Here is a 17,946-nt window from a genome sequence, read left to right as displayed (position 1 = left end):
ATAAATCAATAATAACTCTGTTAAGTTTTCCTTTCTTTTCTAAATATTTTATAAATTTTTGTGGATTTATTTTTACTGTCGTTGTATAATAGACTAAGTTTGAGAAAAAATGAGACCGACGGCGCATTCACTGTCGGTCTATCTAAGTTTTAACCATATACACACATTTAAGGAGGAACTACCATGCCTGTAAAATACGTCTTTGTCACCGGTGGAGTTGTTTCCGGTCTCGGAAAAGGCATTACTGCTGCATCACTTGGTCGTCTGTTAAAAGCCAGAGGCTACAAGGTTACTATGCAGAAATTTGACCCGTATATCAATATTGACCCGGGTACCATGAACCCAATCCAGCACGGTGAAGTTTTCGTTACCGATGATGGAGCAGAAACCGACCTGGATTTAGGCCATTATGAACGTTTCATTGATGAAAGTCTTACCAAGAATTCTAACGTTACTACCGGAAAGGTTTACTGGTCTGTACTTCAGAAAGAACGCCGTGGAGACTTTGGTGGAGGTACTGTTCAGGTAATTCCACATATTACCAATGAAATCAAGAGCCGATTCTACCGTAACTTTACTTCCAATGATACCCATATTGCCATCATTGAAGTAGGCGGTACTGTTGGAGATATTGAAAGCCAGCCTTTCTTAGAGTCTATCAGACAGTTCCAGCATGAAGTCGGACATGAAAATGCAATTCTGATTCATGTAACACTGATTCCTTATATCAAGGCATCCGGTGAATTAAAGACCAAACCGACACAGTCCAGTGTAAAGGAATTACAGGGAATGGGTATCCAGCCGGATATTATCGTATGCCGTTCCGAGCATCCTTTAGACCAGGGCTTAAAAGATAAAATTGCTTTATTCTGTAATGTGCCAAATGACCATGTGCTGCAGAATCTGGACGTAGAATATCTCTACGAAGCACCACTTGCCATGGAAAAAGAAAATCTGGCAAAGGTTGCCTGTGATTCTCTTCATCTTCCATGTCCGGAGCCGGATTTAAAAGACTGGACCGATATGGTTGAAGCATTACGCAATCCGATTCAGGAAGTAAATATCTCCTTAGTTGGAAAATATACACAGCTTCATGATGCTTATATCTCTGTTGTAGAAGCATTAAAACATGGTGGAATTGCCGAGCGTGCAACCGTTAATTTAAACTGGGTAGATTCCGAATTATTAAATGATGAAAATGCAGAAGAAATTCTTGGTAATTCTGACGGAATTATTGTACCGGGTGGTTTCGGTGACCGTGGTGTAGAAGGAATGATTACTGCTGCAAAATATGCAAGAGAACATAAAATTCCATACCTTGGTCTCTGTCTTGGTATGCAGGTTGCTATCATTGAATATGCAAGACACGTCTGCAGACTCAATGACGCGCACAGCATCGAATTGGACCCGAATACCACACATCCTGTCATTGCTCTGATGCCGGATCAGGATGGCATTGAAGACATCGGTGGAACCTTACGTCTCGGTTCTTACCCATGTGTTCTGGATACTGATTCCCTTGCTTATCAGGTTTACGGAGAAGAAACCATCCACGAAAGACATCGTCACAGATACGAAGTGAACAATGATTACCGTAACATTCTTACCGAAAACGGTATGAAGCTGTGTGGTCTTTCTCCAGATGGACGTATCGTAGAAATGGTAGAAATTCCTGGACACCCTTGGTTCGTTGCAACCCAGGCCCATCCAGAATTAAAATCCAGACCAAACCGTCCACATCCTTTATTCAAAGGCTTTATTAAAGCAGCAACTGAAATCAGAAAGCAGAAATAGACTTTATTTTAAAAACAGCCTGTGATTTTCATGATAAATCATGAAAATCACAGGCTGTTTCTGTTTTACAAATATAACCAAAAATCAAAGCAGTACTGCTTACTTTCTTTCTCCGTCTAAGAAACGCATCTCGCCCTCTTCCCCTTCTTCCGGTTTTGAGAAACCAATCATTCTGGCCTTTTCTCCATTTAAAAGACGCAGGCACTGTGGACAAAGTGTTCCAAAGGAAACCGGCTGTCCGCACCGGGAACAATAATTCGACATAATACCTGCTTTATCCTTTTCTTTATATTCAATTCTTCCCTCTTTAATCCACTGCTTTACCATCCGTACCGGAATATCAAAATACTCTGCCACCTGATATTCATTTACATCATTGTTTCGTACAAATTCCCGCACTTTATCAAAAAGAAGCAGTTCCTCACAGGCATAACAGTATTCCCTGTCTGACAAAGGCGGCAATTCCTTTCTGCACATCTTACAATACTTAACTTCTGTCTCCATTCTTCCCATCACCTGCTAACTGTATTTATTCTGTATCCTCTGAAGATATGTCACATAGTTTTCTCTCATCTCTGCCGGCTCAATAATCTCAACCTTTTCTCCAAGACCACAAAGCCAGCCGTAAAACTGTCCGCTGACTGCCACATGAAGTCTTGCTCTAAAATGCATATCATCTGCTTTTCTGACATTTACTTCCTGCCCAAACCGGTCAATCACCACGCCAATCATATCATTTTCACAAAGCAGTGTCACCGTTTCTTCCTCACCAGCAAACATACCAAAAGTTTTCTTTGAATAAGATGCAATATCAAAGGTTTCAAACTGCTTAAGACCTTCCCGTTTCTTTCTGGTCAGTGAAATCTTAAGCATCTTATCCACGCGGAAATGCTTGATAATCCTATCTTCCTCATCATATGCTATAAGATAATAATTCTCATCATCCCAGGAAAGCACCAGCGGACTCACCTCGTAAAATGCTCCGTCCCGTCGAAGCTCCATTTCTTTTTCGATATTCCACGAAAAATACTGGAAACGGATTTTTACATCTCCGGAAATTCCATTGTAAATCATATCAATGTTATAATAAATATTCTCATTAATGGTCTTATTCCGGTTGGTTACCACCACCTGACGCTGAAGCTGTTTTGCCTCATAGACGCTGACCAGCTTCTCCAACTTATGTATCAGCTCTCTTGATTTCTTCTGTGTAATGAACTTCGATGACTGCACCGCATCCACCAAAAGTTTCAATTCTGCCAGTTCAAAATCACGGCTTCCGATATAATATCCGCCTCGGTACTCCTGTTCCCTTAAAATATCCACACCAAAGTCCTGCAGCATCTCCAAATCCCGATAAATACTTTTGCGTTCTGCCGAAATACCTTTCTGATTCAGATATGCTATAATATCCCTCATCCTGACAGCATGCTTCTCATCCGTCTGTTCATACAGCAGTTCTAATATATATAATATTTTCAGTTTCTGATGCTCTGTTTTTCCCATAGTTCTAGTATAGCATAGGGCAAAACTTTGTGATACCTGTTTTTTAAATTTTCTGACATTTCTCGTCACCCGCCTAAATTATGTTTTTCATTTTACTGTAAAAAAGGAATTGTCACCCATTCCAATTCATGTTATAATATGTATAAATAAAGATTGAATTACCAAGAGACGAGAGCAAGGTAAAGAAGAGCGAGAGCATCGCTTTTATTTATCTTGCCTTTTTTGTTGCCAGCAGAAAGGAGTCATTTATGTACGATATTGCAATTATTGGTGCCGGAGTCACCGGCTGTGCCATTGCCAGAGAGTTATCCCGCTATCAGGCAGGCATCTGTGTCATTGAACGGGAAGAGGATGTCTGCTGCGGAACCTCCAAAGCCAACAGTGCCATTATCCACGCCGGATTTGACGCAAAACCGGGCACACTGAAAGCAAAGCTTAATGTAGAAGGAAATGCCATGATGGATACTCTCTCTAAGGATCTGGACATTCCTTTTGTACGAAACGGTTCTCTGGTGGTCTGCACCGATGAACAGGATGCCAGCGAATTGGAACGTCTTTTGGAACAGGGGAAAGAAAACGGGGTCAAAGGCTTACGCATTCTTGACCGCGAAGCCTTACTCACCATGGAGCCAAATTTAGACGCTCATGTCACAAGTGCTCTCTACGCGCCCACAGGTGGTATCGTCTGTCCGTTTCATATGACAATTGCCTTCGCAGAAAATGCCGTTGCAAATGGCGTTGAATTCTTTTTAAATACTACTGTAACTTCTATCACCAGCCTAGAAGATGGATACCTGATTTCCACTGATAAGCAGAATATCACCGCAAAAACTGTTATCAACGCTGCCGGTGTATATGCAGATGTTTTTCACAATATGGTAAGCAGCAAAAAACTTCACATTACCGCCCGGAAAGGCGAATACCAGCTTCTTGATAAATCTGCCGGAACTCATGTATCCCATACGATTTTCCAGCTACCGGGTAAAATGGGAAAAGGTGTCCTGGTTACTCCTACGGTTCACGGCAATCTTCTCGTTGGTCCGACCGCAGAGGATACCGATAACAAAGAAGGCAGCAATACCACCAGAGAAGGACTTGCTTCTCTTTCCGAAAAAGCCTCCCACAGCGTTAAGAATCTTCCGATGCGTCAGGTCATTACTTCTTTTGCAGGACTACGTGCCCATGAAGATAATGGCGACTTTATCATCGGCGAAGCAGCTGATGCTCCCGGCTTTTTTGATGCCGCTGGTATCGAATCTCCAGGACTTTCCTCTGCACCAGCCATTGGCGTCATGATGGCCAGACTGGTGCAGGATAAGATGCATTTAACCGAAAAAGAAAATTTCATTGCCACCCGCAAAGGAATTTTAAGACCAGAAGAGCTTTCCTTAGAAGAAAGAAATGAACTGATCAAAAAGCAGCCTGCCTATGGAAACATTATCTGCCGCTGCGAAATGATTTCAGAAGGAGAAATTCTCGATGCTATTCACCGCCCGCTGGGTGCCCGCTCTTTAGATGCCATCAAGCGTCGTACCAGAGCAGGCATGGGACGCTGTCAGGCAGGCTTTTGTTCCCCGCGTACCATGGAAATTCTTTCCAGAGAAGTTCCTATGGAAATGACGGACATCAGCAAATGTGGTGGCTCATCGCAGTTTGTCTATGGATATAACAAAGAGATTCAGGAGGAAATGCCATGAAATCATATGATTTAGTAATCGTTGGTGGCGGTCCTGCAGGACTTGCAGCCGCTGTATCCGCAAAAGAAAATGGAATAAATGATATTCTGATTATTGAACGTGACAAAGAGCTTGGCGGCATTTTAAACCAGTGTATCCACAACGGGTTCGGACTTCATACCTTTAAGGAAGAGCTGACCGGGCCGGAATATGCTTCCCGCTTTATTGAAAAAGTACTCGCTCTTGGCATCTCTTACAAATTAAACACTATGGTAATGGATATCTCCCATAAGAAAAAAATAACTGCCATGAACCGGAAAGATGGCATGTTTGAGATTCAGGCAAAAGCAATTATCCTTGCCATGGGCTGCAGGGAGCGGAGCCGTGGTGCCCTTAATATTCCGGGCTATCGTCCGGCAGGTATCTACTCCGCCGGAACGGCACAGCGTCTTGTCAATATGGAAGGCTATATGCCGGGCAGAGAAGTCGTTATCTTAGGCTCCGGTGATATCGGTCTGATTATGGCACGCCGCATGACCTTAGAGGGTGCCAAAGTAAAAGTCGTAGCAGAACTGATGCCTTATTCCGGTGGTCTCAAGCGTAATATTGTTCAATGTCTGAATGACTTTGATATTCCGTTGAAATTAAGCCATACCGTTATTGATATTGAAGGAAAAGAACGTGTCACCGGTGTTACCATTGCAGAAGTCGGCTCCGATGGAAGGCCAATTGCCGGTACAGAAGAATATTATTCCTGCGATACGCTCCTCTTATCCTGTGGTCTGATTCCGGAAAATGAATTAAGCCGCAGTGCCGGTGTCACTTTAAATCCGGTCACCTCCGGTCCTGTTGTAAATGACAGCTTAGAAACCAGTATTTCCGGTGTTTTTGCCTGTGGAAATGTCCTGCATGTCCATGACCTGGTGGATTATGTTTCTGAAGAAGCCGGTATCGCCGGAGCGAATGCTGCACATTATATTTTATCCGGCAACACTGCTGATGCATGTAATACCAACAGCCAGCATTCCGATGCATCCGTTTCCGAATGCAGCCAGCCATCTGTCGAAATTATTCCAACCGGTGGCGTCCGCTATACCGTTCCAAAATACATCCGGCCGGAGGCTATGGCAGACAAAGTTACTGTCCGGTTCCGCGTGGGACAAATTTATAAAAACTGCGGAATTGCCACTTACTTCGGCAAAGAACGTATCAGCTTCCGGAAACGTCCGGTTATGGCTCCGGGCGAGATGGAATCCGTTGTCCTTACCAGAGAACAACTTACCAACTGCCCTGGTTTAGAGCAGATTACCATTTGTATAGAGGAGGCGTAAGAGGATGGAAAAACGTGAATTAACCTGTATCGGCTGCCCTTTAGGCTGCTCCATTACCGTAACCATGGAAAATACAGAAATTCTTGATGTTACCGGCAACACCTGCAAACGCGGCGATGCTTATGCCCGTAAGGAAGTTACCCATCCAACCAGAATTGTAACTTCTACCGTCCGGGTATCCGGTGGCACGATTCCGATGGTGTCCTGCAAAACCAAAGAGGATATCCCAAAAGAAAAGATTTTTGCAATTATCAATGCTCTCTGTGGCATCACTGTTCCTGCACCGGTCTCTATCGGAGATATTCTGGTTCAGGACGTTGCAGGCACCGGCGTGGATATTGTTGCCACAAAAAATGTTCCTGCAAAATTATAATCTCATTGTTATCAAATGATTCACATCATTCTGATAAATATTTATTCCAGGGGAATAACTGTTTTGGTGCGCCAGTATCTGATTGAGGGGTCAGATGCTGGCGTATCTGTTTGTTTTTCTTTATGATTTTATAGTTTTCCTTTATCATTTCCGGAAATGACGGTATAATATTTATAAATACGAAAATACGATGCGTAGAAAGGCGGTTTTACTATGCTTTCAAATTGTAAAGATGCTATGGATAATTCTCCGATTATTGCAGCCATCAAGGATATGGCAGGATTAGAAAAATGTCTCACCTGCGACAGCCAGGTTATTTTTATCCTGTTTGGAGACATCTGCAATATTGCAGATATTGTAGATAAGGTCAAAGCTGCAGGGAAAACGGCTATGGTACATATCGATTTAATCAATGGTCTGTCCGGAAAAGAGATTGCTGTGGATTTCATCCGCAAATACACCCACGCCGACGGAATTATCACCACAAAACCAGTTCTTATCAAACGAGCCAGAGAATTAGAGCTTTCCACGATTCTGCGATTCTTCGTCATTGATTCCATGGCTTATGACAGCATTGAAAAGCAGCTTCGTTCTGTAAAACCGGATTACATTGAAATCCTGCCGGCACTGATGCCTAAGGTTGTATCCCGCATATGCCGGCTTTCAAAAGTTCCGGTTATTACCGGCGGACTCATTTCCGATAAAGAAGATGTAGTTTCCATGCTGAATGCCGGAGCAGTCTGCATCTCATCTACGAATCCGGATGTGTGGTTTTTGTAATATGATTTTCAATTTATTTTATACAATTTCTATTTGTAACGAATCAGGAGGTTTCCTATGACAGAATCAGAAAAAATGAAGCTGGGACTTTGGTATGATGCCAATTATGATCAGGAATTATCAGAAAAACGTGAGAAAGCCGAAGATTTATATTTCACTTTCAACCATACTGCACCAAAGGAAAAGGAGCTGCGGGAAGATATTCTTAAAAAACTGCTTCCAAAAATGGGTGAACGTGTTACCATTCTCTCCCCATTTTATACCGATTATGGTTATAACTGTAACATTGGCTCTGATTGCTTTATCAATCACAATGCCTATCTGATGGACTGTGCTCCAATCACTCTTGGCAGCCACTGTTTTATCGGTCCAAACTGCGGCATGTATACAGCCGTTCATGCTACCATTGCCGAAGAGCGCAATCTTGGGCTGGAAAAGGCGCTTCCGATTACTATTGGCGATAACGTCTGGTTGGGCGGTGATGTCACCATTCTTCCAGGTGTCACCATTGGTGGAAATACCATTATCGGTGCCGGAAGCGTCGTCACAAAGGACATTCCTTCCAATGTCGTTGCCGCCGGCAATCCATGCCGTGTTCTCCGTCCGATTACAGAGGCCGACCGCATTGCAAAGAAATAATAGGGGGAGTAAAAAATGACACCAACCGATAATGAATTTTATGAAGCGTACAAAAAGTCAGCCAACTTTTGTGATGATCTGTATCAGAAAGAGCGGGAGAAAAACTATAAAAGTGGTATTAAATATTATATTGAAGATATGGAGCATACTCCCTTTTCAGTTGCAAGAATGATTCCCAACTGGAATTCTGATTTAAAAAAGCTGAAATATCTGCTCTATCTCAGAAATCAGCTCAGCCATGATATCAATACATCTCCTGGTTCGCTCGCTACCTCAGATGATACTCTGTGGATTCAGTCCTTTTATCAGCGATTATTAAACCAGAGTGACCCTCTTGCCCTAAAACATCAGTTGCTTTCTCCTAACAGAAATACTAATACTCCTGCTAATAGTGTCTCCACACCAAATCAGTCTATGCAACATAGAACGATGCCATATAACCCACTCTATGCCAATGAAGCTGATAGAGAACCACAAAACATGCATTTTCACTGGACATGGATTGTTATTGGGATTGTTATTGCATTCATTGTTCTATTTTTCATTTACCTTGGAGCTATAATTTAACTCCCTATTTCTGATTGTATTAATTTCTGTCCAATCATTTCAAATCCCTTTTCATCTTCATTCATTTTACTACACCTACTTTCTTATTCTTCTTATCAGCACACCATTTGACAAAAGTGTGGAATCAATGTAGTGGCGGGCAAGCAGGATTTCTCCCTGCTGTTCCACTTCAACATCTTCTTCACAGCAGTTGATGATTACCTCCACATAACAATCCGGAAAATCCACTTTCCGGAACTGGATAACACGCTTGTACTTGGCATAATCATTTGGGAAATGGAAATTGCGGCTTTTTAAAAGAGGTTCCTGTCTGCGCAGATGAATCAATGTTGCAATAATTTTGCTGCGCTCAGCATATTTTCCAGCCTCAATATCCTTCCAAGGCATACAACGTCTGCAATCTGGATCATAGCTTCCCTCCATTGCAATTTCCGTTCCGTAATAAATGCAAGGACTGCCCGGCATTGCAAATAATACTGCAATCTGTGCAAAATACTCATCCAGATTTTTCACATCCGAGCGAAGCCGCTTTGTATCATGCGAATCCAAAAGATTGAAAAGCACATCATTAGTCTGCTGCATATAGCTTGTATAGCAGCGATTAATCGTATACTCAAAATCCTCATTGGTCAAGCTTTTATCTATCCAAAAATCCTTAATACTTTGTCCCAGTGGATAGTTCATAACTGCATCAAATTCATCCCCGCGAAGCCACGGAAGTGCATTGTGCCAGATTTCTCCTAAAATATAAATGTCCGGGTTAATTTCCTTTACTCTGGCATGCAGCTCCTTACAGAATCGATGAGATACCTCATTTGCCACATCCAGACGGATTCCGTCAATACCATAATGCTCCACCCAGTTTGCACAGATATCGACAAAATATTTTCTGACCTCCGGATTATTGGTATTGATTTTCGGCATTCCATCATAAAAGGCAAAGGTATAAATCTGTTTTTTCTTTGCAGCTTTTCCTTTCCGGTCAAATGGCCATTCATTGATCATAAACCAGTCATAATATTCTGATTCCGGTCCTTTTTCAAGGACATCCTGCCACGGTGCAAAATAATATCCGCAATGATTAAACACGCCATCTAACATTACACGGATGCCACGTTTATGTGCTTCTTCCACCAGATGAATCAATGTCTCTTCATCTCCGAACCGTGGGTCTATCTTTGTATAATCCGTCGTATCATACTTATGGTTGGATGGTGACTCATTGATTGGTGTCAGGTATAATCCATTGATTCCAAGATTCTGCAGGTAATCCAGCTTACTTGTGATTCCAGCCAGATCTCCGCCAAAGCATTCCTCATTTTTCACTCTGCCATGCTCACGCCACGGCACTACATCCTCCGGGTCAATGGAATGGTCGCCGTTACAGAAACGGTCCGGGAAAATCTGATACCACACAGTATCGTTTACCCATGCAGGTGTACGCGGCACATCGCACGGATTCATCCACGGAAATACAAAACACTGGCGGCTTCTGCCTTCCAGATGCATCTGCTCATCACTGACAAATCCATCCTCAAAATAGAACCAGCTTTCATTTTCTGTCTGTAACTTAAAATAATATTTCAGACGTTTATACTCCGGTCGGATGGTTGTTGTCCACCAAATCTGATTTTTCAGACGCTTCTTATAAATGATTGCTTCTTCCGTTCCATCCCAATGCTCTCCGCCACCTAAGATACCGGCAGCAAATGGGTCTCCTGATATGATGGATACCGATTGCACATCATATCCCGTCTTAATATTAATAATTAACTCATCTTCATTCAACGGATAACAATAATTGTCACTCGCCTGATGATAAACTGCATTAAAATCCATTTGTTTCCTCTTTCTCTTTGCAATGTATTTGTCTTTAAATTATAACATATTTCTTTTCATTTCTCTTTATCATTTTTTTCAAATACAGGTATAATAGTTACAAAGATTCAGAAAAGCGGTTATATTATGCTTTCCAACTGTAGAGACGCTATGGATAATTCACCGATTATTGCGGCGATTAAAGATATGACAGGATTAGAAAAATGTCTGACCTGTGACAGCCAGGTTATTTTTATTCTGTTTGGAGATATCTGCAATATTTCAGATATTGTAGACAAAGTGAAATCTGCCGGAAAAACCGCTATGGTACACATTGATTTAATTAATGGTCTTTCCGGGAAAGAGATTGCCGTGGATTTCATTCAGAAATTTACCCGGGCTGACGGTATTATCACTACCAAACCAGCCCTTATTAAACGAGCCAGGGAATTAGAACTTTCCACGATTCTGCGTTTCTTTGTCATCGATTCCATGGCTTACAGCAGCATCGAAAAGCAGCTTCGCTCTGTTAAACCGGATTACATCGAAATCCTGCCGGCACTGATGCCTAAGGTTGTATCCCGCATATGCCGGATTTCCAAAGTCCCTGTTATTACCGGCGGACTCATTTCCGATAAAGAAGACGTTGTCTCCATGCTGAATGCCGGAGCTGTCTGCATCTCTTCCACCAATCCGGATGTGTGGTTTCTGTAAACTACGACTGAAGCCGGAGATTTATTCTTTCTATATTAAATTAGTCCGCTTCCAATACTTTTTTATTCTATATATGTACAAAGATGTTGACTATTCAACTTTTAACTGTTATGCTTTTATATGTTGAGTATGCAACATCTTTTCTTATGTAAATAACGGAAAATAATACTCTTTTCCGTAGCTTTATGGAGGCAGCTATGATTGAACGATTCGAAACCTTTACCACCAATATTGCATCGATTTACAAAAACATTGTAAAAATAAAGAAATATGAGATGAACAAAATTGGTCTTAAGGGCACTCATGTTACATGCATGAATTTTCTAAACAATTCTCCGGAAGGTCTTACTGCCGCTGAAATCTGTGTTCTCGCCAAAGAAAACAAGGCTGGTATTTCCAGGGCACTTGCCGACCTCCTAGAACAGGGGCTGGTAGAATATGTCAACGCAGAAGATACGTCCGACAAGCGGAAATACCGCGCCAAGGTCATCCTGACACCCAAAGGGATTGCTTATGCCCAAAAAGTAAATGCCGCAATCAACAATGCGGTATCTTTTGGCGGCTCAGATCTTTCCGATGAAACCCGGGCTGTTTTTTATTCTGCATTAAAAACAATTTCCGCAAACTTAGAACAATATTGTAATGAATTAGAAAGGAATGATGATCATGAATAAATGTAAAGCTGCATATTGCAGAATTTTTCAGAAATGTTTTAAAATTGCAATCCCTTTTTTGCCTTACAGACATCCGGAAGTTTTTTACAGCACTTCCAAACTGACCGGGCTTTTTGAAGAAAAAGGCATTGATACTATATTAATCATTACAGATGCCGGTATCCGCAAATTTGGTCTTTTAGACCGGATGCTTATGCATTTTGACCACCATAACATCCATTATTTTATCTATGATAAGACGGTCGCTAATCCAACTACAACAAATGTAGAAGAAGCAAGAGTGCTTTATCTTGAAAAACATTGTGATGCTATCATTGGTTTTGGTGGTGGCTCCAGTATCGACTGTGCCAAGGCCGTCGGTGCAAGAATTGCAAAACCTAAGCAGTCTTTATCCAAAATGAAAGGTATCTTAAAAGTGCATAAAAAACTGCCTTTATTGGTTGCGATTCCGACAACTGCAGGAACCGGAAGCGAAACCACTCTCGCTGCTGTTATCACAGATGCCCAAACAAGACATAAATATGCCATCAACGATTTTCCTTTAATTCCTGCATATGCTGTATTAGACCCGAAAGTAACCATAAGTCTTCCGCCATCTCTTACCGCCACCACCGGTATGGATGCCTTAACCCACGCCGTAGAAGCTTATATTGGCGGTTCTACTACAAGGCATACCAGAAAATATGCTAAAAAAGCAACTAAATTAATTTTTGACAATATCTACAAAGCATATGACGACGGTCAGAATATAGAAGCAAGAAAAGAAATGTTGAAAGCCTCTTTCTTTGCCGGATGTGCTTTTACCAAATCCTATGTCGGCTATGTCCATGCCGTAGCCCACTCCCTTGGCGGCAAATATAATATTCCACACGGACTTGCCAATGCGACAATACTTCCGATGGTATTAGAAGATTATGGTTCTACCATTTACAAAAAGCTCTACCAACTTGCTGTTTATGCAGGTATTGCTGACGAATCCGATGATTATGAAGTAGCTGCTGATAAATTTATCTCTGCCATCAAAGACATGAAAAAATATTTCCAGATTGGTGATACTTTTTCCGAGATTCAAAAAGAAGATATTCCGGAGCTTTCCAGATATGCCGATAAAGAAGCAAACCCGCTTTATCCGGTTCCAGTTCTGATGAATGCAAAAGAGCTCGAAAAATACTATTATATGCTTATGCCAGAGGAGGAAAAATAATGACTGAAGCTGAAATAACAGAACTTGTTTCTACGCAGCGCAATTATTTTAAAACCGGTGAAACATTATCAGTTGCTTACCGGATTGCCGCTTTAAAAAAGCTGAAAAATACTATTTCAAACCATGAAAATGAAATTTTAGCAGCGCTTAAGGCTGACCTTGGAAAATCAGCCCACGAAAGCTATATGTGCGAAGCCGGACTGGCTTTAAGCGAACTTACCTATATGATAAAGCACACCAGAAAATTTGCCAGTGAAAAAACCGTTCATACGCCCCTTGCACAATTTCATTCCAGAAGCTACAAAAAACCGTCTCCATATGGTGTTGTACTGATTATGAGCCCCTGGAATTATCCTTTCCTGTTAACCATTGACCCATTAATCGATGCAATTGCCGCAGGAAATACTGTCATTTTAAAGCCAAGCGCCTACTCGCCTAACACAAGTGCCATCATCACATCTCTGATAAAAGAATGTTTTGAAGAGAAATATGTAGCAGTTGTAACCGGTGGCCGAGCAGAAAATACGGCTCTTTTGCAGTCGCACTTTGACTATATATTCTTTACCGGAAGTCAGGCGGTCGGCAAAACTGTCTTAGAGCATGCAGCTTCCCACCTTACTCCGGTAACACTTGAGCTTGGTGGAAAAAGTCCCTGCATCGTTGCAGCAGATGCCAACCTGAAATTAGCCGCCAGACGAATCGTATTTGGGAAATATCTCAACTGCGGCCAGACCTGTGTGGCACCGGATTATGTATATTGCGATGAGCAGATCAAAGATGCTTTGCTCTTAGAAATAAAAAAAGAAATCATCCGGCAATATGGGGAATCTCCTCTTGATAATTCCGATTATGGCAAAATCATCAACGAAAAGCATTTTCATCGCATCAATAGGTTGATTGATTCTTCAAAAGTAATTTATGGCGGTAATTCCAACGAAGAAACGCTGCAGATTGAGCCAACCGTCATGGATCATGTCACTTTTGAAGATGCCGTCATGTCAGAAGAAATCTTCGGTCCGGTTATGCCTGTATTAACTTTTTCACGCATGAGCGAAGCTACCGACAAAATTAATTCCATGGCTCATCCTCTTGCTCTCTATATCTTTACTTCAAGCAAAAAGACTGCAGATGAAGTCATTTCCCATACTGGTTTCGGTGGTGGCTGTATCAACGATACCATTATCCATCTTGCCACAACAGAAATGGGCTTTGGCGGCTTCGGCGAAAGTGGCATGGGCTCTTATCATGGCAAAACCGGATTTGATACCTTTTCCCATTATAAAAGCATCGTTGATAAAAAAACCTGGATTGATCTGCCTATGAGATACCAGCCATATACTTCTCTTCATGACAGGCTTATCCGGTTCTTTCTGAAATAACCGGAAGATATTCCGGGTATTTTCCAGAGAAATTGTCTAATGCCCGGTCTATTTGTCTGAATGATCGGGCTTCGGCTAAGTGCTGGACTATTGACTGAATTCCCGGGCTATTGGCTGAATGCTCGGGCTATTGGTCTAATGCCCGGGCTATTGGCTGGCAGGGAGCTTTAAAAGCGCCCTGCTTGTTTATATATCTATTGTAAATATCTGTCTATCATCTCTTCTATAATTTTAAAATCCAGCACATTCTGTTGAGTTTCAAATGTAAGTATCAAATTTTCACCCGGATATATTCCGTTCTTTTCATAAGATTCAATCTTTCTTATTGCTGCTCTTGCATATTCAGGGTTATCCATCATGCCCTCATGTTCCCAATAAATTTCTTTTCGCTTTTTTCTGGAAAAGAATGTAAAATCCGGATAAACAATCCCATATCCTTTTAAATATAATGGTTTTTCATATCTATATAAGATTTCTTTTCTATAAAAGAAGTCTGCCAGCATTTTTTCTGTTTTTGATCTCACACGTTCCCCTTTTTCCGTAATAATAACCGGCACTCCCTCCTGAAATTCTTTTCCCTTGTATTCTCTCCTATACCATTCCATTTCCAATTGCTCCTCTGTTGGTTCCACCGGAATCACGAATGCTTTTCGGGCAGGATGCTCCTTCTTATATACTTCTTCAATTTCATTATCATGATATGTCCCAACCAGCGATTTCATTTGTTGCAGCCGTTTTTCTGCTATTCTCAATACTTTTTCATCATATGATTTTTGAGCTAATTTTCTCACTAAATCCATCTCGGATTTTTGAAGAAATTTTTGGCATTTCATATCATTCTCTTTTTTCACATGATAAAACTGAGTATAATTATGAGATTTTGATACCCTGAGCGTTCCCTCTGGCATATCTGCCAATTCTTTTCTCAGCTTTCCAGCAATCTTCTCCAATCTCAAGTATTCCTCTATCAATAATTTTCTTAACCCCTTCATGCATTTCCTCCACTTCTTATTAATTGCAATAAATAACTCTACTTTTCCATTCTATTACAGTTGTTTTTTCTCCCCTCTCATTTTCAGCTGCAACTTTTCGCCCCTTTCTACATCCTTTTTCCCGAAATGTTCATTTTGTGCTGTAACTGTGCCATCTTTTCTACAGCTTTTTTCACGAATCTCTCATCCTGTGCTGTAACTTTTCACCCTTTTCTACAGCTTTTTTCTCGAATCTCTCATTTTCGGCTGTAACTATATCTTCCCGTCTACAGCTCTTTCCCTGAATCGCTCATCCTGTGCTGTAACTATGTCTTCTCCTCTACAGCTCTTTCCCTAAATCTCTCATCCTGTGCTGTAACTATGCCTTCTTTTCTACAGCACTTTTCTCGAATCTCTCATTTTGTGCTGCAATAGTCGCCAGTAGCAGCTTGTAAATGTAATCATATTCTGATTATGATAATGCTTATCATTAAATTGTAACAGTAATCTGAAATTATATAATCTTGATTTCTGTTAAAATAATGCTATTTATAAGACTATTTCTATATATTGGAAAATGTGTACCTGACCTGGTACTTAGATGAAAATCCCGGAAGCCCAAAGCTTCCGGGAATATTGTTTGAATGTTTTGAATATAATTCGGAAACGACTAACGTTTGCTGAACTGTGGTGCACGACGTGCAGCTTTGAGACCGTATTTCTTTCTTTCTTTCATACGTGGGTCTCTTGTTAAGAATCCGTTAGATTTCAGAACTGGTCTGTAATCTGCATCAACGGTAAGTAATGCTCTTGCAATACCATGACGGATTGCTCCAGCCTGTCCTGTGTATCCGCCACCTTTTACGTTTACTAATACGTCAAACTTGTCGGCTGTCTCAGTAACTGTTAATGGCTGACGAACGATAACTTTTAAAGTCTCTAATCCGAAATATTCATCGATATCTCTTTTATTTACTGTAATCTTACCTGTTCCTGGTACTAAATATACTCTGGCAACAGAGGATTTTCTTCTTCCTGTTCCGTAATACTTTGTATTAGCCAATGTTTTTTACCTCCTATTAAAATGTTAAAGCTTCTGGTTTCTGAGCTTCATGCTTGTGGTCTGGTCCTGCGTATACAAATAATTTAGTATACATTTCTCTTCCTAAAGGTCCCTTTGGAAGCATTCCCTTAACAGCGAACTCAATAACTCTTTCTGGATGCTTTGCTAACATTTCCTTTAATGTAGTCTCTTTCATACCGCCTACATAATCGGAATGATGGTAATAAATCTTCTGGTCTAATTTCTTACCTGTTACTTTAATCTTCTCTGCATTTACAACGATTACATAATCACCTGTATCGATATGTGGTGTAAATGTTGGTTTATTCTTTCCTCTTAATACTTTAGCAACTTCTGATGCTAAACGTCCTAATGTCTTTCCATCAGCGTCTACTACATACCATTTTCTCTCAATGGTTGCTGGACTAGCCATAAAAGTTTTCATTGGTTTACCTCCTTGAAATTATAAGGAACATATACATTCTGCGTAATGTCCGGACGCAGTCCGCTTTGCGTTCCACACTATTGTTTCTATAGTTGAAATGTCGCTCCGGGGCTTTGGATTGACATTCTTGTACTATGTCAGACTTAGATATTATAGTACACGACCCCTCGTGTGTCAAGTAAATTCTATACAAATATTTACCACAACATTCGCCATATACCATTTATCTAATTATCATAAATATTCGATTCCAATCATCGTTAATCCCTGCGCCGGTGCCGTTGGTCCTGCAGTACTTCTTTCCTTTGCCGCAAGAATTGTTTTTATCTCTTCCGGCTCTATCATTCCCATGCCTGCCTGAAGCAGGGTTCCGGCAATAATCCGGACCATATTATAAAGAAATCCATTTCCGGTAACACGGATTGTAATGATATCCTCCTGCCTGCTTACCGTCAGCTCATAAATAGTACGAACCGTTGTTTCAACCACTGCCGCTGTAGCACAGAAGCTTTTAAAATCATGTTCTCCCTTTAAATATTCTGCCGCCTGCTGCATCTTCTCTAAATCCAGCTTGCGGTAACAGAAATATGTGTTATTCCGATACATCGGAAGCGGAAACTCCCGGTTTAAAATCCGGTATTCATAGGTTTTCCGGCTGTCACAGTGTCTCGGATGAAAATCAGCAGGTACTTCCTCTGATTTCTGTACTACAATGTCCTCCGGAAGCCGCTGGTTCAGGGCATAAGAAATCTTTTCTGCCGGAATGCGGCTTTTTGTATCAAATACTGCAACATTCCCCATAGAATGTACGCCTGCATCCGTCCGGGATGCTCCGGTCACAACAATCTTTTCCCCTAAGAGACTGCTTAAAGTGCGGTTTAATACGCCCTCTATCGTCTCTCCGTTGGGCTGCACCTGCCAGCCGTGATAATTTGTGCCATCATAGGCTACAATTAATTTCACCCGTTTCAATCGGTTTGAGGCAGATGGTGCTTTCTGTTCTTCTGTTTTC

18 protein-coding genes are annotated in these 17,946 nt (G+C 41.3%); 11 read left to right on the top strand and 7 right to left on the bottom strand.

The features are described from left to right. Nucleotides 1-183: 183 nt before the first annotated feature. Nucleotides 184-1,794, top strand: coding sequence for a CTP synthase (locus DWX96_RS06970; RefSeq protein ID WP_117947730.1), 1,611 nt, complete (start codon nt 184-186; stop codon nt 1,792-1,794). A 99-nt stretch (nt 1,795-1,893) separates the two neighbouring features. On the opposite strand, the gene DWX96_RS06965 is transcribed toward DWX96_RS06970, so the two are convergent. Together DWX96_RS06965 and DWX96_RS06960 are read right to left on the bottom strand one after the other, a co-directional pair. Beyond that, complete coding sequence (locus DWX96_RS06965) at nt 1,894-2,298, bottom strand: hypothetical protein (RefSeq protein ID WP_118057102.1); 405 nt, start codon at nt 2,296-2,298, stop codon at nt 1,894-1,896. Nucleotides 2,299-2,313: 15 nt separating this feature from the next. Then, complete coding sequence (locus tag DWX96_RS06960) at nt 2,314-3,300, bottom strand: helix-turn-helix transcriptional regulator (protein WP_117947732.1); 987 nt, start codon at nt 3,298-3,300, stop codon at nt 2,314-2,316. A gap of 248 nt (nt 3,301-3,548) precedes the next feature. Between DWX96_RS06960 and DWX96_RS06955 the strand changes: the two genes are divergently transcribed. The 6 genes from DWX96_RS06955 (at nt 3,549) to DWX96_RS06930 (ending at nt 8,666) form a co-directional block, all read left to right on the top strand. Then, entirely contained in the window at nt 3,549-4,997 is a 1,449-nt protein-coding gene (locus DWX96_RS06955) for an NAD(P)/FAD-dependent oxidoreductase (protein WP_118057101.1), read from the top strand. Then, nucleotides 4,994-6,307 (top strand): NAD(P)/FAD-dependent oxidoreductase, encoded by a 1,314-nt coding sequence (locus tag DWX96_RS06950; protein WP_118057100.1) that lies wholly within the window; start codon nt 4,994-4,996, stop codon nt 6,305-6,307. Before DWX96_RS06955 ends, DWX96_RS06950 begins: the two co-directional genes overlap by 4 nt. Nucleotides 6,308-6,311: 4 nt before the next feature. Continuing rightward, nucleotides 6,312-6,680: a DUF1667 domain-containing protein gene (locus tag DWX96_RS06945; protein WP_118057099.1), complete on the top strand. Its 369-nt coding sequence runs from the start codon at nt 6,312-6,314 to the stop codon at nt 6,678-6,680. Between the two features lie 213 nt (nt 6,681-6,893). Continuing rightward, nucleotides 6,894-7,460 carry a glycerol-3-phosphate responsive antiterminator gene (locus tag DWX96_RS06940; protein WP_117696642.1) on the top strand — a complete coding sequence of 189 codons (567 nt, stop codon included), beginning with the start codon at nt 6,894-6,896 and terminating at the stop codon, nt 7,458-7,460. 57 nt (nt 7,461-7,517) lie between these two features. Then, nucleotides 7,518-8,099, top strand: coding sequence for a sugar O-acetyltransferase (locus DWX96_RS06935; protein ID WP_118057098.1), 582 nt, complete (start codon nt 7,518-7,520; stop codon nt 8,097-8,099). A gap of 15 nt (nt 8,100-8,114) precedes the next feature. After that, the gene (locus tag DWX96_RS06930) at nt 8,115-8,666 is read left to right on the top strand and encodes a DUF6548 family protein (RefSeq protein WP_118057097.1); all 552 of its coding nucleotides are present in this window, start codon (nt 8,115-8,117) and stop codon (nt 8,664-8,666) included. 75 nt (nt 8,667-8,741) lie between these two features. Here DWX96_RS06930 and DWX96_RS06925 read toward each other — a convergent pair whose 3' ends face one another. Then, nucleotides 8,742-10,505, bottom strand: coding sequence for a glycoside hydrolase family 13 protein (locus tag DWX96_RS06925; RefSeq protein WP_118057096.1), 1,764 nt, complete (start codon nt 10,503-10,505; stop codon nt 8,742-8,744). 126 nt (nt 10,506-10,631) lie between these two features. On the opposite strand from DWX96_RS06925, the gene DWX96_RS06920 reads away from it, so the two are divergent. From DWX96_RS06920 to DWX96_RS06905, 4 genes are all read left to right on the top strand, one after another. Beyond that, nucleotides 10,632-11,198, top strand: coding sequence for a glycerol-3-phosphate responsive antiterminator (locus DWX96_RS06920; protein WP_117841656.1), 567 nt, complete (start codon nt 10,632-10,634; stop codon nt 11,196-11,198). A gap of 197 nt (nt 11,199-11,395) precedes the next feature. After that, complete coding sequence (locus DWX96_RS06915) at nt 11,396-11,872, top strand: MarR family winged helix-turn-helix transcriptional regulator (RefSeq protein ID WP_158561540.1); 477 nt, start codon at nt 11,396-11,398, stop codon at nt 11,870-11,872. Beyond that, nucleotides 11,865-13,076, top strand: a complete 1,212-nt coding sequence (locus DWX96_RS06910) for an iron-containing alcohol dehydrogenase (RefSeq protein ID WP_118057094.1) — start codon at nt 11,865-11,867, stop codon at nt 13,074-13,076. Before DWX96_RS06915 ends, DWX96_RS06910 begins: the two co-directional genes overlap by 8 nt. Continuing rightward, the gene (locus DWX96_RS06905) at nt 13,076-14,455 is read left to right on the top strand and encodes an aldehyde dehydrogenase (protein WP_118057093.1); all 1,380 of its coding nucleotides are present in this window, start codon (nt 13,076-13,078) and stop codon (nt 14,453-14,455) included. The genes DWX96_RS06910 and DWX96_RS06905 overlap by 1 nt, the downstream gene beginning before the upstream one ends. Before the next feature lie 194 nt (nt 14,456-14,649). Here DWX96_RS06905 and DWX96_RS06900 read toward each other — a convergent pair whose 3' ends face one another. The 4 genes from DWX96_RS06900 to truA all read right to left on the bottom strand — a co-directional run bounded on the left by DWX96_RS06900 (nt 14,650) and on the right by truA (nt 17,906). Then, on the bottom strand, nt 14,650-15,447 hold the full coding sequence (locus DWX96_RS06900) for a hypothetical protein (protein ID WP_022243602.1): 798 nt from the start codon (nt 15,445-15,447) through the stop codon (nt 14,650-14,652). 649 nt (nt 15,448-16,096) lie between these two features. Beyond that, nucleotides 16,097-16,489 carry a 30S ribosomal protein S9 gene (rpsI, locus tag DWX96_RS06895; RefSeq protein WP_022242745.1) on the bottom strand — a complete coding sequence of 131 codons (393 nt, stop codon included), beginning with the start codon at nt 16,487-16,489 and terminating at the stop codon, nt 16,097-16,099. 16 nt (nt 16,490-16,505) lie between these two features. Next, the gene (rplM, locus tag DWX96_RS06890) at nt 16,506-16,934 is read right to left on the bottom strand and encodes a 50S ribosomal protein L13 (protein WP_022242744.1); all 429 of its coding nucleotides are present in this window, start codon (nt 16,932-16,934) and stop codon (nt 16,506-16,508) included. Between the two features lie 234 nt (nt 16,935-17,168). Continuing rightward, nucleotides 17,169-17,906: a tRNA pseudouridine(38-40) synthase TruA gene (gene truA, locus DWX96_RS06885; RefSeq protein ID WP_118057123.1), complete on the bottom strand. Its 738-nt coding sequence runs from the start codon at nt 17,904-17,906 to the stop codon at nt 17,169-17,171. Nucleotides 17,907-17,946 lie beyond the last annotated feature (40 nt).

Origin of the sequence: Roseburia sp. AF22-2LB (genome assembly GCF_003461125.1) — a bacterium.
Lineage (GTDB): Bacteria > Bacillota > Clostridia > Lachnospirales > Lachnospiraceae > Roseburia_C > Roseburia_C amylophila.
Note: the sequence above shows the minus strand (reverse complement) of the source record. Positions and strands in the feature narration are given on the sequence as shown.